The 14863-nt window shown below is 73.3% G+C and carries 16 protein-coding genes and 2 tRNA genes; 11 read left to right on the top strand and 7 right to left on the bottom strand.

From position 1 onward, the window contains the following. Positions 1 to 329: 329 nt before the first annotated feature. Together G7072_RS18610 and G7072_RS18605 are read left to right on the top strand one after the other, a co-directional pair. Entirely contained in the window at positions 330 to 1061 is a 732-nt protein-coding gene (locus G7072_RS18610; RefSeq protein ID WP_166089039.1) for a T3SS effector HopA1 family protein, read from the top strand. A 37-nt stretch (positions 1062 to 1098) separates the two neighbouring features. Further along, positions 1099 to 2697 (top strand): metallophosphoesterase, encoded by a 1599-nt coding sequence (locus tag G7072_RS18605; protein WP_240917051.1) that lies wholly within the window; start codon positions 1099 to 1101, stop codon positions 2695 to 2697. A gap of 63 nt (positions 2698 to 2760) precedes the next feature. Here the strand turns inward: G7072_RS18605 and G7072_RS18600 are convergent. Together G7072_RS18600 and G7072_RS18595 are read right to left on the bottom strand one after the other, a co-directional pair. After that, a tRNA-Ser gene (locus tag G7072_RS18600) sits at positions 2761 to 2848 on the bottom strand. A gap of 99 nt (positions 2849 to 2947) precedes the next feature. After that, positions 2948 to 3406 carry a hypothetical protein gene (locus G7072_RS18595; protein WP_166089037.1) on the bottom strand — a complete coding sequence of 153 codons (459 nt, stop codon included), beginning with the start codon at positions 3404 to 3406 and terminating at the stop codon, positions 2948 to 2950. A gap of 169 nt (positions 3407 to 3575) precedes the next feature. On the opposite strand from G7072_RS18595, the gene G7072_RS18590 reads away from it, so the two are divergent. Both G7072_RS18590 and G7072_RS18585 read left to right on the top strand, forming a co-directional pair. Beyond that, the gene (locus G7072_RS18590) at positions 3576 to 3950 is read left to right on the top strand and encodes a hypothetical protein (protein WP_166089035.1); all 375 of its coding nucleotides are present in this window, start codon (positions 3576 to 3578) and stop codon (positions 3948 to 3950) included. Between the two features lie 133 nt (positions 3951 to 4083). Beyond that, entirely contained in the window at positions 4084 to 5691 is a 1608-nt protein-coding gene (locus tag G7072_RS18585; protein WP_166089033.1) for a CHAP domain-containing protein, read from the top strand. 28 nt (positions 5692 to 5719) lie between these two features. Here G7072_RS18585 and G7072_RS18580 read toward each other — a convergent pair. Both G7072_RS18580 and G7072_RS18575 read right to left on the bottom strand, forming a co-directional pair. Then, positions 5720 to 5808, bottom strand: a tRNA-Ser gene (locus tag G7072_RS18580). Between the two features lie 52 nt (positions 5809 to 5860). Continuing rightward, positions 5861 to 6688, bottom strand: a complete 828-nt coding sequence (locus tag G7072_RS18575; protein WP_166089031.1) for a carbon-nitrogen hydrolase family protein — start codon at positions 6686 to 6688, stop codon at positions 5861 to 5863. A gap of 47 nt (positions 6689 to 6735) precedes the next feature. On the opposite strand from G7072_RS18575, the gene G7072_RS18570 reads away from it, so the two are divergent. From G7072_RS18570 to G7072_RS18540, 7 genes are all read left to right on the top strand, one after another. After that, positions 6736 to 7377 carry an NTP transferase domain-containing protein gene (locus tag G7072_RS18570; protein ID WP_166089029.1) on the top strand — a complete coding sequence of 214 codons (642 nt, stop codon included), beginning with the start codon at positions 6736 to 6738 and terminating at the stop codon, positions 7375 to 7377. Between the two features lie 85 nt (positions 7378 to 7462). Continuing rightward, positions 7463 to 7771, top strand: a complete 309-nt coding sequence (locus tag G7072_RS18565; protein ID WP_166089027.1) for a DUF6457 domain-containing protein — start codon at positions 7463 to 7465, stop codon at positions 7769 to 7771. A 40-nt stretch (positions 7772 to 7811) separates the two neighbouring features. After that, positions 7812 to 8792, top strand: a complete 981-nt coding sequence (locus G7072_RS18560; protein WP_166089025.1) for an NAD(P)H-quinone oxidoreductase — start codon at positions 7812 to 7814, stop codon at positions 8790 to 8792. A gap of 100 nt (positions 8793 to 8892) precedes the next feature. Next, positions 8893 to 9480, top strand: a complete 588-nt coding sequence (locus G7072_RS18555) for a bacterial proteasome activator family protein (protein WP_166089023.1) — start codon at positions 8893 to 8895, stop codon at positions 9478 to 9480. A 114-nt stretch (positions 9481 to 9594) separates the two neighbouring features. Next, complete coding sequence (locus G7072_RS19885) at positions 9595 to 10167, top strand: TetR/AcrR family transcriptional regulator (protein ID WP_206063204.1); 573 nt, start codon at positions 9595 to 9597, stop codon at positions 10165 to 10167. Between the two features lie 96 nt (positions 10168 to 10263). Next, positions 10264 to 11217, top strand: a complete 954-nt coding sequence (locus tag G7072_RS18545) for a hypothetical protein (protein WP_166089021.1) — start codon at positions 10264 to 10266, stop codon at positions 11215 to 11217. Between the two features lie 176 nt (positions 11218 to 11393). Then, the gene (locus G7072_RS18540) at positions 11394 to 11753 is read left to right on the top strand and encodes a hypothetical protein (RefSeq protein WP_166089019.1); all 360 of its coding nucleotides are present in this window, start codon (positions 11394 to 11396) and stop codon (positions 11751 to 11753) included. A 44-nt stretch (positions 11754 to 11797) separates the two neighbouring features. Here the strand turns inward: G7072_RS18540 and G7072_RS18535 are convergent, their stop codons facing one another. From G7072_RS18535 to serS, 3 genes are read right to left on the bottom strand one after another with little or no spacing between them, the layout of a single operon-like run. Next, positions 11798 to 12607, bottom strand: coding sequence for an HAD family hydrolase (locus G7072_RS18535; RefSeq protein WP_240917050.1), 810 nt, complete (start codon positions 12605 to 12607; stop codon positions 11798 to 11800). Then, positions 12604 to 13407, bottom strand: coding sequence for an HAD family hydrolase (locus tag G7072_RS18530; protein ID WP_166090415.1), 804 nt, complete (start codon positions 13405 to 13407; stop codon positions 12604 to 12606). Before G7072_RS18530 ends, G7072_RS18535 begins: the two co-directional genes overlap by 4 nt. A gap of 32 nt (positions 13408 to 13439) precedes the next feature. Continuing rightward, positions 13440 to 14717: a serine--tRNA ligase gene (gene serS, locus G7072_RS18525; protein WP_166089017.1), complete on the bottom strand. Its 1278-nt coding sequence runs from the start codon at positions 14715 to 14717 to the stop codon at positions 13440 to 13442. Positions 14718 to 14863: the final 146 nt, after the last annotated feature.

Raw genomic sequence — 14863 nt, 5'->3', positions numbered from 1 at the left:
CGCCGCTCGTCCGAGCCTAGGACCGCGGCACCCTGCGGCGACAGACCGTGCGCGCCGCCGGCTCGTGACTCCGTGCCGCCGGGGCGCCCCGGCCTCGTCCCCCCGGACGAGGCCGGGCCGCCGCTGGTGGCCCCACCCCGGGACAGCGGACCTACCTGCGCGCCGCTCGTCGGACGGCTCGTCCCCGAGCACCGTCCGCGCAGGTCCCTCCGGCTTCCCATGCCCAGGAGGAGGGGGAGGGGCACGCCCTGATACCTCGCCGTCGTCCTTTTCTCCTGCCCGTCCCCGCAGGAGGTATCAGATCGGCCGGCGCCGGCTCCTCCACCCACATGAGCGACCGACACCTGCATGACCTCGACCGCGCCACCGCCCTCGCCGTCCGTGCCCTCGCCGCCCGACCAGACAGCACCCACGACTCCCTGACCCGCATGCTGCGGGCGCGGTGGTGGCTCGGAGCCGGGCTGCCCGGCGGGGTCGTGCGGGCCCAACGGCGTGCGGCCGGCCTCAGCTCACCGCCGAGCGAGCCGTGGCGCGCCTGGGGCGAGCGGTGGGATCCCGCCACCCACCCGCACGGCGACCTGCTGCGCGTCTTCCTCGCGTGCGCTCCCGGGACCGGGCTGCAGACCGTGGCGACCGTGACCGACCACGCCCGCCGCTGGTCCGAGCCGTGGATGCTGTCCTCGCGTGCCCTGCACGAGCCGGTCGCCCGCCCCGACGCCACCGTGCTGACCGTCCCGGTGGAGTCCCTGGCTCCGCTGCGGGCACCCCTGCAGCGCATGGTGGCGGACCTGCGCCCGCTGCTGGCCAGCCAGGCGCCGCTGCTCACCCTGCACGTCATGCGCGGGGTCGGCATCGCCGAGAACCCCCGCCCCGACGTCTCCTTCGGCCGGCACCGGTGCGGTCTGGTCGCCGCTGCGGTGCTCGCGCACCGTCACGAGCCGCTGACGCTGCTGCAGAAGCGCACCCATGCTGCCTTCTGGTCCGTCGGGGTGGACCCCCGGCGTCCCTACCGCTCCGTCGACGCGGCGTGGTCGTGGCAGTCGCAGCGGGTCGCCGCCTGAGCGTCCCGTCGTCCCACCTCTCGCTAGGCTCGCCGCGATGCCGAGCCAGCCGAGACCGACCCCGGGCCCCGGGATCGGCGCGCCCGCGCAGGAGCCGCACCCGACCGCGACGACCACGGCGACCGGACGTCCCGTGCGGCGCCGGGTGCTCACCGCGCTCGCCGCCGTCCTCGTGTGGGCCGCCGTCGCCACGCCCACCGCCCTGGTGACGTTCCTCGACAGCTCCCGGCAGACCGTGGTCGCCGGCCACGAGGCCGTGGTCTCACCGACGCTCGACGGGTGGGCCACGGTGCACCTCGGCCCGTTCCTGCCGGCGCTGCGCCACCCCACCCCCGGCTCGGTGGGTGTCGACGTCGAGCTGGGACGCACGCCCCTCACGTCGTACGGCGAGCTCGGGCAGCGCTACGCGTTCCTGGCCGCCCAGCCGGAGGGCCAGATCGCCAAGGTCGAGGGCCTGGTCCTCGACATGGCCCTGGAGGCGGCCGTGGTCGGGGCGGTCGCCGGGCTGGTGCCGCTCGGGCTGTGGCTGGTGCTGGGGCGCCGCCGCCGGCGTGAGCTGGTCGCGACCCGGCGCCGCGCCGCCCTCACGGGCACCGCCGTCACGCTCGTGCTCGTCGTCGCGGCCGTCGGGCTCGTCCGTCCCTGGCAGGGGTCGGCCACCACGCCGGAGCAGTGGTCGTCGCTGCGCTCCGCCCTGCCCGCCGGGATCGCCCTGCCCCAGGACGCCGCCCGGGTCGAGATCGAGGGCGGCCTGCTCACCAGCGCCTCGCGGCGGCTGGTGGAGTCCGCGATCGACAGCTACCGCAAGGGGTTGGAGTTCTACCAGCAGGCCGTCGACGACCTGGCCTCCGTCGCCGACCAGGTCCGTCGCCCCGAGGAGGACGAGACGGTCGCGGTGCTGGTCTCGGACCGCCACGACAACATCGGCATGGACCCGGTGGCGCGCGCCGTGGCCGACCTCGGGGGCGCCACGGTCCTGCTCGACGCGGGCGACGACACGTCGACGGGCTCCTCGTGGGAGGCCTTCAGCCTCGAGTCGCTGGCCGAGGCGTTCTCCTCCTACGACGAGCGCTACCTGGTCACCGGCAACCACGACCACGGCGACTTCGTCGCCGGCCAGGCCGCCGACCTCGGGTTCACCGTCATGGACGGCGAGGTCGTGGAGGCGGCCGACGGCATCCGCCTGCTCGGGGTGGCCGACCCGCGCTCGTCGGGGCTCGGGAGCTGGCGCGACGAGACCGGCCTGTCGTTCGCCGACGTCGGCGACCGGCTGGCCGACGCCGCCTGCGCCGCCGACGCCGACGGCCAGCGGGTGGGGACGCTGCTGGTGCACGACGCCAACCTGGGGCGGGCGGCTCTCGAGCGCGGCTGCGCCGACCTCGTCGTGGCCGGCCACCTCCACGACATCGTCGGCCCGGAACGGGTCGAGGGCGAGAACGGGCAGGTGGGGCACAGCTTCACCACCGGCACCACCGGGGGTGCCGCCTACGCGGTCGCCCTGGGCACTAAGCCCCGGCGCGAGGCCACAGTGACGCTGCTGACCTACCGCGAGGGCGTGCCGGTCGGGGTGCAGCCGCTGGTGCTCTCGCCGCTGGGCGCCTGGACGGTCCGACCGTTCGTCGCGCTGGAGGACTGACGCGACGAGCCCGGACCCACGAGGGTGGGTCCGGGCTCGCCCTCGGAGTCCGAGGTCACCACGCGGAGGTGGCGGGATTTGAACCCGCGAGAGGGTTTAGCCCTCAACCCGCTTAGCAGGCGGGCGCCATAGGCCACTAGGCGACACCTCCATGCGCTCCGGGGAGCGCGGAGCACAGGCTACCCGGGCCGGATCGACCGGAGCGAATCGGTGTCCGCGTCGGCGGCCGAGCACCTCCTCGGAGGGTCGGTCAGGGGACGGGGCGGTAGCCGTGCCCGTGGTGCAGGTGCTCGCCCAGGTCGCGCACGAAGTCCTCGCGAGGAGCGTCGAGCACGGCGACGGGGACGGTGGTCGAGCGACCGTCGCGCAGCCTCAGCACGACGCAGTCGTCGCCGTGCACGGTCGTGGTCACGACGTCCTGCACCTCGCGCCAGCGGGCCGCGACCTCCCCGGCGCCGCGCAGGTAGCGGACCCGGTAGCCCACCTCGTCCAGGGTGACCAGGGGGCGGGCGCGCATCAGTCCCAGCCCGGAGACGAGCAGCAGCGCCACCCCGAGGAGCAGCGCGGTGGTGAACACCACCGAGGGCAGGTCGAGCAGCGCGACCAGCAGGCCGACGAGCACGACCGTGCCTCCGAGCACGGTCAGCACCGTGCCGAGGAGCCGGAGGCGGACCCGGGCGGCGAGCCGGTACGACGAGGTGGTGGGCACGCCCCGATTGAACCCGGCCGACGGTGAGCGGGGCAAACCCGCGACCGACCGCACCGGACCGCGACCGACCGCACCGGGTGGGCCGGTCGGCGTACGGCCCAGGTGGGCCCTTGCGCGGCGCGAGGACGCGGGCGGACACTCGAAGCCCCCTCACCACGGAGGTGTCGCCGTGCGACGACTGGCCCTGGCCCTCGACGGCCTCGAACGAGCCGTGGCCACGCCGCCGCGGCTGCAGCAGTCCTGGCGCTTCCTGGTCCGCAAGCGCCTCGCGTGGGTGGAGCAGGCGCTGGCGGCCGACCACGACGCCGAGCGCGCCACGGAGGCGGAGCCGTGGCTGGAGCCCCGGGCGGCCCAGCTCCACCGCGAGCAGGTGAGGCTGCAGAGCCGCACCTCCGTGCTGGCGGCCACCGTCTGCGAGGCCGCCGACCTCCGTGCCGTGCGGGAGAGCCTCGGCCGGCTCGTGGTCGACCTCCAGCACCACCTGCAGCGGGTCAACGACCTGACCTACGACGCCGTCGACCTCGACGTGGGCGGGTCGGACTGAGGGCTCGCCACCGTCCCACGGGTCGGGGTGCCCGACGGACCGCCGTCGGTATTCGCCCGATTTGATCGGCGTGTCGCGTTGACTTTTCTCTATTTCAGCCCCACGAGTTCACATCTGCACCCATGGTGGGACGGTGAGACCTCTCCGCCGCTCCGCCCTGCCCACCGTGCTGGCCCTGCTGATGACGCTGGCCGTGCTGGCGCTGCCCGCGCCGGCCGGCGCCACCATCACGCGTCTGTGCACGGGCTACACCTCGTGCGCGAACGCCGGGATGAGCAGCAGCGGCTACGCCGCGGCGAGCGGGCAGATGTACTGGCGGATGTACTCCGGGCACAACTGCACCAACTACGCCGCCTACCGCGTCATCAAGAACGGCTACTCGAGCACGCGCCCGTGGGACGGCAGCGGCAACGCGACCTACTGGGGCACCCAGATGTCGTCGATCACCGACCGCACACCGGCCGTCGGCGCGATCGCCTGGTGGCGTGCAGGCGTCTACCCCGCCGGGTCCGCGGGCCACGTGGCCTACGTCGAGAAGGTCATCAGCCCCACCGAGATCGTGATCTCCCAGGACAGCTGGGGCGGTGACTTCTCCTGGGCCCGCATCACCTCGACCTCGGGGTGGCCGAGCGGCTTCATCCACTTCAACGACCGGCGCATGCAGAGCGTCTCCCGCCCGGTCGTCTCCGGCAAGCCCGCCGTCGGCAGCACGCTGTCGGCCACCGCGGGCTCCTGGAACCCGAGCAGCCCCGCCGTCCTCTACCAGTGGCTCGCCGGCGGCGAGCCGGTGCAGACCGGCAGCCGCAACACCCTCGAGGTGACGCGGGCCATGGTCGGCAAGCGGATCCAGGTCAAGGTCACCGCCAGCAAGGGCGGGTACGCCGACGCGTCCTCCCGCTCGGAGCGCACCGCACCGGTGCCCGACACCGTCCTGGTCAACACCGTCCGGCCCGTCATCGAGGGCACCGCGCAGGTCGACCAGACGCTGGTCGCCAGCGGCGGACGCTGGACCCCGCGTGCCGACACCCGCAGCTTCCAGTGGAAGGCGGACGGCGAGCCCCTGCCCGGTGCCACCGGACGCAGTCTGGCCCTCCGCAGCGACCTCGTCGGCAAGGCCCTGAGCGTCACCATCACCGCGGAGCGCGCCGGCTACCGCAGCGCCACCGCGTCGTCGGCCCCCACCGCGGCGGTCGCCCCGGCCAGCCTGGTGGTCCAGCAGCCTCCGGTCCTCGAGGGGGCGCCGGTCCTCGGGGAGACCCTGCGGCTGACCACGGTGGGCACCGCGACACCGGACGCCACCCGCGACATCCAGTGGATGCGGGACGGCGCACCCGTCAGCGGCGCGACGACACGGCAGTACGAGACGACCCGGGCGGACCTGGGGTCCGTCCTCACGGCCCGGGTCACCTGGAGCCGGGAGGGCTACCGCAGCGTCCGCGAGGAGGTCGCCGCGCCGGCACCGGTGCGCGCGCTCACCACGCTGACCCCCGTCGTCACCGAGGGGACGGGCCGGTTCGTCGTGGACGCCACCGTGACCGCCCGCGGGGTCGCCGTGGTGCCGAGCGTCGTGCAGGTCGTCCGCGGGGGCGTGGTGCTGGCCGAGCAGGCCGTCGGCGAGGACGGCACCGTCCGGCTCGTCGTGCGCGACCAGCGCCCGGGCCAGCGCACCTACCGGATCATCGTCCCGGTCACGGACGTGACCACCCGGGTGGTCGTGCTCCAGGACGTCACGATCTCCTGAGCCGGGCGCCGTGCGGCGGCCCGGACAGCAGAGGGGGCGGGATTCGAACCCGCGGCTGACATCACTGCCAGCGACCGCTTTCAAGGCGGTTCCGATAGGCCACTCCGGCACCCCTCCACGCCGGGTCCCGCGGGTCCCGGCGTCCGAGGAGTCTACGAGGCGGGCGGGGTCAGGACGGAGCGGCGTACCGCTGCGGCTCCGGCCACGGCTCGGCGTCGCGCCGGTTGCCCAGCGAGGGGTTCTCCTCGCGCGCCTCGGCCACCAGGTCGAGCGAGATCTCGGCCCGCACCAGAGCGCCGTCCTCGTCGCCTGCCTCGGCCACGACCTCGCCGCGGGGGTCGACCACCAGTGAGTGACCGCTGTAGCGCGGGCCCGGCTGGCCGACGGCGGCGACGTAGGCCAGGTTCTCCACGGCGCGGGCCGTGGCCAGGGTGCGCCAGTGAGCCACCTTGCGAGGCCCGGCCACCCAGGCGGCGGGGACCACGAGCAGGTCGGCGCCGGCCCGGGAGAGCTCGCGCGCGAGCTCGGGGAAGCGCAGGTCGTAGCAGGTCATGAGCCCCACGCTCAGCCCGCCGACGTCGAGCAGCACCGGCGTGCGCTCGCCCGCGACGAGACGGTCCGACTCCAGGTAGCCGAAGGAGTCGTAGAGGTGGATCTTGCGGTAGGAGGCCAGCAGCCCTGCCGCTCCCACCGCCACCAGGGTGTTGAACGGCCGACCGTCGGTGGTCCGCTCGACCATGCCCGCGATCCACGTGCCCCCGTGCGCGGCGGCCCGCTCCGTCAGTGCCTGGACGAACGGGCCGTCGAGGTCCTCGGCGTCCGGGCCGAGGTCGTCGTCGGGGGAGCCCAGGTCGCGCTGGAACACCTCGGGCAGGACCACGATCTCCGCGGGCGGCACCTCGAGGGCGGCCAGCCGCTCGCGGTTCTCCGCGGGCCGGCGCGAGGCCGCGAGCTGGGCGAGGACGATCCGCGGCGCGGCGGCAGGGGTGCGAGCCATGGCTCCACCCTGCCACCCGGCCGCGCGCGAGGTGGCAGGGTGGAGCGATGACCGAGCCGACGTCCCTCCTCGGGGATCCCGAGCCGGCCGACCCCGGCCGGGTGGGGGCGGTCGTCCTGGCCGGCGGCACCGCCGCCCGCCTCGGGGGCGCCGACAAGGCCTCGATCGAGCTCGCCGGGGTGACGCTCCTCGAGCGTGCGCTCTCGGCGACGGTGACGGCGGTCGAGGTCGTGGTGGTCGGCGACCCGGTGCCCACGACCCGTCCGGCGACCTTCACCGTCGAGGACCCGCGCGGCGGCGGCCCTGCCGCCGGTCTGCTGGCCGGTCTGCGGGCCTTCTACCGCGAGCCCGACCTCGTGCTCGTGCTGGCCGTGGACATGCCGCGGGTGGGTCCGGGCACCTTCGCGCGGCTCCTCGGGGCGGTCGTCACCCCCGGGCGGGACGGCGGACCGGACGGGGCGCTGCTGGTGGGGGACGGCGGGCGGCGTCAGCCGCTCTGCGCGGCCTACCGCACGGCCGCCCTGCGACGGGTGGCCCCGGAGTCCCGCGAGGACGAGCACGGGCTGCCCGTGCACCGGCTCGTCGGGGCGCTGGACCTGGTCGAGGTGGCCGAGGTCGCGGACGAGTCCCACGACGTCGACACCTGGTCGGACCTGAGGGAGCTCAGGGAGCAGGCCGAGCGGACCTGACGCCTTCGACCGGACGAGGTCGGTCGACCGTGTCGATTTGGCGCGACGGGTTGCGCCACGCGCTGCGTCGTACGACGCTGGCCGGGTGAACCTTCACGACTGGATCGACGAGCTCATGGACGCTCTGGACCTCGAGACGGAGGTCGACGAGGGCCTGATCCTCGACCTCGCGCGCGAGGCCGCCCACCGGGTGCAGCGACCGGCGGCACCGATCAGCACCTACCTGCTCGGCTACGCCGCGGCGCTGGCCGGCGGGAGCCCGGCGAAGACCGAGGCCCTGGCCGCGCGCGCCTTCGACCTGGCCAGTCGCTGGGAGGGCGGCGAGAAGCTCGACGTGGACGTCGAGGTCGACGAGGTGGAGCTGCCCGAGACCGAGCTGGTCGAGTCCGACTGACGCCGGCCGGCGGCGCGACGGTCCCCCCTAGGGTGGGCGCATGCGCGCCATCGTCACCACCGAGCCCGGTGGACCCGAGGTCCTGACCCTCGCCGAGCTGCCCGACCCCACCGCCGGACCCGGGGAGGTCGTGATCGACGTCGCGGCCACCGCGGTGAACCGCGCCGACGTGCTGCAGCGCAAGGGTTTCTACCCTCCGCCCCCGGGGGCCAGCGAGGTCATCGGCCTGGAGTGCAGCGGCACCGTCGCCGAGGTCGGCGAGGGCGTGACGCGGTGGAAGGTCGGCGACGAGGTCTGCGCCCTCCTGGCCGGAGGCGGGTACGCCGAGAAGGTCCTCGTCCCGGAGGGCCAGGTCATGGCAGTGCCCGAGGGGATCGACCTCGTGACCGCCGCGGCGCTGCCCGAGGTGGCCTGCACCGTGTGGTCGAACGTGTTCCTGGTGGCCGGACTGCGCCCTGACGAGACGCTGCTCGTGCACGGTGGCGCCGGCGGCATCGGCACCTGCGCCATCCAGGTCGCCCACCAGGTCGGGGCGCGGGTGATCACGACGGCGGGGTCCGCGGCCAAGCTGGAGGTCTGCCGCGAGCTCGGGGCCGACGTCGGCATCGACTACCGCGAGCAGGACTTCGTCGCCGAGGTGAAGGAGGCCACCCACGGTCGTGGGGCCGACGTCATCCTCGACAACATGGGTGCGTCCTACCTCGAGCGCAACATCGACGCCCTGGCGCCCGAGGGCCGGCTGGTGGTCATCGGCATGCAGGGCGGGACGAAGGCGGAGATCGACCTGTCCTCGCTGCTGCGCAAGCGGGCGGCGCTGATCGCCACGACGCTGCGCTCGCGCCCGCCCGAGAACAAGGCCGTCATCTGCGCCGCCGTCGAGGACCACGTCTGGCCGATGGTGGCCGCCGGCACGGTGAAGCCGATCGTGCACGCCACCTTCCCCCTCGCAGAGGCGGCCGACGCGCACCGGGCGCTCGACGACGGCAGCCACGTCGGCAAGATCCTGCTCACGGTCCGCTGACACGCGTCCCGTCCGGTGCGCTGACCCAAGTCGCGGCGGGTGCGCCGGCCCGCAACCGCCGTACGTCGACGTGTCGCGGGGTCTCAGTAGGGTGGGCCGCATGACTGAGCCCCGCCCCGACCAGACCTCCGGACCCGACGACGACCCCCGCGTCGTCGTCGTGGGACCGAACCAGATGGCCGTCTCGGGCGGCTCGAGCGGTGAGGACGACGACGACCAGGAGCGCCAGGTCACGGACCTCGTGGAGCAGCCTGCGAAGGTGATGCGCGTCGGCAGCATGATCCGGCAGCTGCTCGAGGAGGTGAAGTCGGCGCCGGTCGACGAGGCGTCCCGCGCGCGACTGGCCCGCATCTACGCCGCCTCCATCGAGGAGCTCAAGTCCGGTCTCGCGCCCGAGCTGGTCGAGGAGCTCGAGCGGCTCTCCTCGCCCTTCGCCTCGGAGGCGCCGTCGGAGTCCGAGCTCCGCGTGGCGAAGGCCCAGCTCGTGGGGTGGCTCGAGGGGCTGTTCCACGGAATCCAGACCGCGATCTACGCCCAGCAGATGGCCGCCCGTGCCCAGCTCGAGCAGATGCGCCGGGCCCTCCCCATGGGCTCCGGCATGCCCGGCCAGGGCCCGGACGGCCAGCCCGGCGGCATCCCGGGAGGCGTCCCCGGCGAGGAGGGTCGCAGCGGAGGCATGTACCTCTGACCGGGCGGTCCTGCTGACGGCCGATCCGAACTGACATCTTGCGTAGTCGACCGATCTGATCCATCCTGAAACGGAGCGGTCCAGATCCGATCGATACGGTCAGGCAGGTACGTCATGCGACAGTCCCCGGCGGAGATCGACTACGCCATCCTCGACGTCGCCGCGGGCTTCTTCGCGGTCCACGGCTTCGCTGCCACGTCGCTGCAGACGATCGCCGACGCGGTCGGCTACTCCAAGCCCGGGCTGCTGCACCGCTTCGGCAGCAAGGAGGCGCTCTACCGCGCCGTGATGGACGAGGTGAAGGAGACCGTCGACGTCATCGTCGACCACGTCGTGTCCCTCCACGAGCACCCCGAGCACCTCGACCAGGTGCTCGAGCTCGTCGTACGCCGTGCGCTCGCCCGCCCCGGCGTCGTCCAGATGGTGCTCGCGGCGTTCGAGACCCAGCAGCTGGAGCCTGGCACCGAGTCCGCGCAGGCCGCGGGCTACCGCCTGATGGACGCCTTCGAGCAGTCCCACGCCGGGCCGGCCGACCGTCTGCGCACCGCGCTGGCCCTGCGCCTGATCGTCACCGCGGCCATGTCGCAGCAGTCGCCTCTCGACGCCGACCTGCACGTCCCCGAGGAGCAGTTCGTGCCGATGGTGCGCGACATCGCGCTCGGGGTCCTCGGACACCGGGACGTCTAGACACCCGGTCCAGACCTAGGGCCCTCGTCGCCGGGGTCGTTCTGCCCCACTCTGTGAACACGGTCAAGGGGGCCGTACGGACCAGGGGGTTCATTCATGCTGTCGTCCACGTCCACGTCCCGGGCATCACTGCTCCGGGCTCTGGCACTGCTCACGGTCGTGCTCATGCTCTTCGCCGGCGCGACCGCGCCGGCCGAGGCGGGCAAGCGCCACAAGAACAAGAAGGCCTCGCACGCCACCGCCCGGGTGACCGAGCACTGCGACAAGGCGCTCTACCCGAACAAGGTCGAGTCCAACGGCACGAAGACCCGGCTGCAGACCGGTCTCGAGCCGGGCACCGAGGTCTGCATCAAGGCCAGCACCCGCACCACGGTCGTCGTCGTCGACCCCGACGGGTTCATCACCCAGACGGAGATCCGCAACAAGCGCGGAATCGCGCAGGCGATCAGCTACTACGCCTACGGCCAGGAGGCCACCCCGCCGCCGCCGCCGGGACCGTGCGACGACAAGAACGGCGACACCGACGGTGACGGTGTCTGCGACGACGACGAGACCTGCGAGACCCAGCAGAACTGCCCGCCGCCACCGGGACCGTGCGACGACAAGAACGGCGACACCGACGGTGACGGTGTCTGCGACGACGACGAGACCTGCCCCACCGAGCCCGACCTGTGCCAGCCGGACCAGTGCGCGGGGTCGGGTGGTGACACCGACAACGACGAGACCTGCGACAACGACGAGACCTGCGCGACCCAGCTCGACCTCTGCGAGGAGCCGGACCCGTGCGCGGAGTCGGGTGGGGACAGCGACGAGGACGGCACGTGCGACGACGACGAGGAGTCGGCCTGCGCGAACAGCGGCGGCGACACCGACCTCGACGGCATCTGCGGGGACGACGAGACCTGCACCACCCAGGAGGAGCTCTGCTCCGGCGGTGAGGAGCCGTGCACGGACGCGAACGACGACGGCATCTGCGACGACGAGCAGTCCTTCTGCGAGGTGTACCCGAGCGACTACGAGTGCACGAACCCGCCCAGCCGGCAGTCCTAGAGTCCTAGTCACTCCATCACCCGGCCGGGTGGTCCTGCACCTCGTGCGGGACCACCCGGCCGCGTCATGTCCTGAGGCCTTCCGGCCCGGTCGCGCTGACCGTTCGGACCCCTAGCGTGAGCGGTGCGGTCCGAGGGGGGTCGCATCCGTCCCGAGGACCGAGGGGGTCCATCTCCATGAAGGTTTCACGTCTTGTCGTCCCCGCCGCAGCGGCTGTCCTGCTGACCGGCGGCCTCGCCGCTCCCGCGCACGCCGTCGATGTCATCACCAAGGGCGCGACGCAGCACTGCAACCCCGCCAGCTACCCGAACAAGGTCCCGGCCGACGGCACCCTGTCCGAGATCGACACGGGGCTGGCTCCGAACACCGTGGTGTGCATCAAGGCCGGCACGCAGGTCGTGGAGGTGCTCGTCGCCGCCGACGGGACGATCTCCACCGAGGGCCTCATCACCAACGAGCGTGGGAACGCACGCGGCATCAGCTACTACGCCTACGGCGAGGAGTGCCAGTACAACTGTGGGGGCAGCCTTTCCTGAGCAAGCGCAGGGGTGGGCCCGGTGCGACCTGGGCCCGCCCTGTGTCAGGAGAGCAGAAGCCGCTCGAGGACCTGCGCCACGCCGTCCTCGTCGTTGCCTGGGGCGACGTGCTGCGCGGCCGCACGCGTGTGGGCGTGCCCGTTCTCCATGGCGTACGACGAGCCGGCCCAGCGCAGCATGTCGACGTCGTTCGGCATGTCCCCGAACGCCACCACCTCGGAGGCGTCGAGGCCGCGCTCGGCGCACAACCGGGCCAGCGTGGACGCCTTGGTGACCCCGGCGCCGCTCATCTCCACGAGCGCGTTGGTGGACGACCAGGTCGTGGTCACGGCACCGTCGGCGGCGCGCTCGACCCGCTGCCAGTAGTCGAGCGGCGCGTGCTCCTGGTGGAGGGCGAGCAGCTTGACGACGTCGGTGTCCAGGGCCTCCTCCAGGGGCGCCACCTGGACGCGGAAGGCGTTCGCCTCGCCGCCGGCCCGGTCGTCGGGGTGCACCGGGAACGCCGGCTCCTGGGAGAAGCCGGTGGTCTTCTCGAGGGCGAACGTCGATCCCGGGACGGCGTGGCGGATCCGCTCCGCCACGGCGAGCCCTACCTCGGGGTCGATGGTGCGAGCCTCCAGCACCGCGCGCCCCGGCACGTCGTACAGGACGCCCCCGTTGCTGCAGATGGCCAGCCCGTGGTCACCGACGTGCTGCCACAGCGACTCCATCCAGCGGATCGGTCGGCCGGTCACGAAGACGACCAGCACCCCGAGGGCGTCGACGGCGTCGAGCACCTCCAGGGTGCGGGGGCTGACGGTGCCGTCGGGCTGGAGCAGCGTGCCGTCGAGGTCGGTCGCGACCAGCCGGATCACGGGAACCAGCGTCCGAGCTCGCGTGCCACCCCGTCGTCCTCGACCGCGTCCGTGACGTCGTCGGCCGCCTCCTGCACCGACAGGGTGGCCTGCCCCATGGCGACGCCGCGTCCGGCCCACTGCAGCATCTCGATGTCGTTGCGCCCGTCCCCGATGGCGAGCACGTCGGAGGCGTCGACACCCAGACGGGCGCACACCGAGGTGAGACCCGACGCCTTCGAGACGTCAGCCGGCGCGAGGTCGAGCCACGCGGTCCAGCCGATGAAGTAGTTGATGCCGTGCAGCCCCACCTTTTCTGCCAGATGCACAAAATCTTCCTCGGAGGCGTCCGGGTCGCGGATGATCACGCGCGTGACCGGCTCGGCCACCAGCTCGTCGAGCGTCTGCACCGTCATGTGCCCGTCGATCTCCCCCTCCGGGAAGAGCCGGTTCAGGCGGTAGCCCACCCCGATCTCCTCCACCGCGACCCGGGCGTCCGGCACGTGCTCCAGCAGCAGCCGGACCACCTCCGAGGCGTCGAAGGTCTCGGTCGTCAGGATCTCGACCGGCGGGTAGGAGAAGGTCACCGAGCCGTTCGACGCCACGGCCAGGACCTGCTCGTCCCGCCCGCGCGGCAGGCCGAGCATCTCGAGGACTCCCGTGATCGAGAAGGTCGAGCGCCCGGTCGACAGCACCACCGGCACCCCGGCGGCCACCACCTTGTCCACGGCCGCGCGCACGGCGGGGCTGATCTCCTCGGTGACGACGCCGGTGCCGTGACCGGCCCCGAAGAGCGTGCCGTCGATGTCGAGGGCCACCAGCTTCGGCGTCCAGCCCTCGGCGACGTCTCGCGTCACCGCGTCACCGGCTCGAGGACCTCGCGGCCCTGCAGGTAGGGCCGCAGGGCCTCGGGGACCCGCACCGACCCGTCGGCCTGCTGGTGGGTCTCGAGGATCGCCACGATGGTGCGCGGCATCGCGCACAGGGTGCCGTTGAGCGTGGCCACCGGCGCGGTCCCGTCCTCGAAGCGGCCGCGGATGTCGAGGCGCCGGGCCTGGAAGTCGGTGCAGTTCGACGCCGAGGTCAGCTCGCGGTAGCGGCCCTGCGTGGGGATCCACGCCTCGCAGTCGAACTTGCGCTCCGCCGACAGGCCGAGGTCGCCGGCGGCGACGTCGATGACGCGGAAGGCCAGCTCGAGCTTGGTCAGGAACTCCTTCTCCCACGCCAGCAGCCGCTGGTGCTCGGCCCACGACTCCTCGAGCGTGGTGAAGGTGAACATCTCGACCTTGTCGAACCAGTGCACCCGGATGATGCCGGCGGTGTCCTTGCCGTAGGAGCCCGCCTCCTTGCGGAAGCAGGGGCTCAGCGCGACGTAACGCCGCGGCAGGTCGCCCGGGTCGAGGATCTCGTCGGAGTGGTACGCCGCCAGCGGCACCTCCGAGGTGCCCACCAGGTAGAGGTCCTCGCCCTCGATCCGGTAGACGTCGTCGGCGGCCTGGCCGAGGAACCCGGTGCCCTCCATCGCCCGCGGACGCACCAACGCCGGCGGGATGACGGTCGTGAAGCCGGCCGCACGGGCCTGGTCCATGGCCAGCTGCGTCAGTGCCATCTCGAGGTCGGCGCCCGGCCCGGTGAGGTAGTAGAACCGCGCGCCGGAGACCTTCACGCCCCGCTCGATGTCGATGGCCCCGAGCATCCGGCCGAGCTCGATGTGGTCGCGCGGCTCGAAGCCCTCGGCCGCGAAGTCGCGCGGCGTACCGACGTGCTCGAGCACGACGTAGTCGTCCTCGCCGCCGGCCGGCGCCGCCTCGTTGGCGAGGTTCGGGATGCTGCGCAGCACCTCCTGGTACGTCGTCTCCGCGGCGGTCTGCGCCGCTTCCGCCTCCTTCACCCCTGCCGAGAGCGTCTTGGTCCGGGCCAGCAGCTCCTGCTTGGCCTCACCCTGCGCCTTGGGGATCTCCTTGCCGAGCGCCTTCTGCTCGGCCCGCAGCCGCTCGAAGTCGGCGATCGCGTCGCGGCGCGCCTGGTCGGCGGCCAGCGCGGAGTCGACCACGTCCGACGAGAGGCCACGACGCTCCTGGGCGGCGCGGACACGGTCGGGCTCATGGCGGAGGACGCGGGGATCGATCACCCGCCCATGCTAGGCGGAGGGCGGAGGGCCCTCGGCCACCACTCCCGCCCCGTGCCGGGTGTCCGTCCGGGGCCGGCGGCCCGGTGCCGACATACTGGAGCCTCCCCGCTCACGCCGCCGCGGGCCGTCCTCGGACGCCGCTCGGG

It is taken from the genome of Nocardioides sp. HDW12B (assembly GCF_011299595.1).
In the GTDB taxonomy this organism is placed as follows: domain Bacteria; phylum Actinomycetota; class Actinomycetes; order Propionibacteriales; family Nocardioidaceae; genus Marmoricola_A.
The sequence above is the reverse complement of the archived record's forward strand: the minus strand, read 5'-3'. Positions and strand labels throughout refer to the sequence as shown.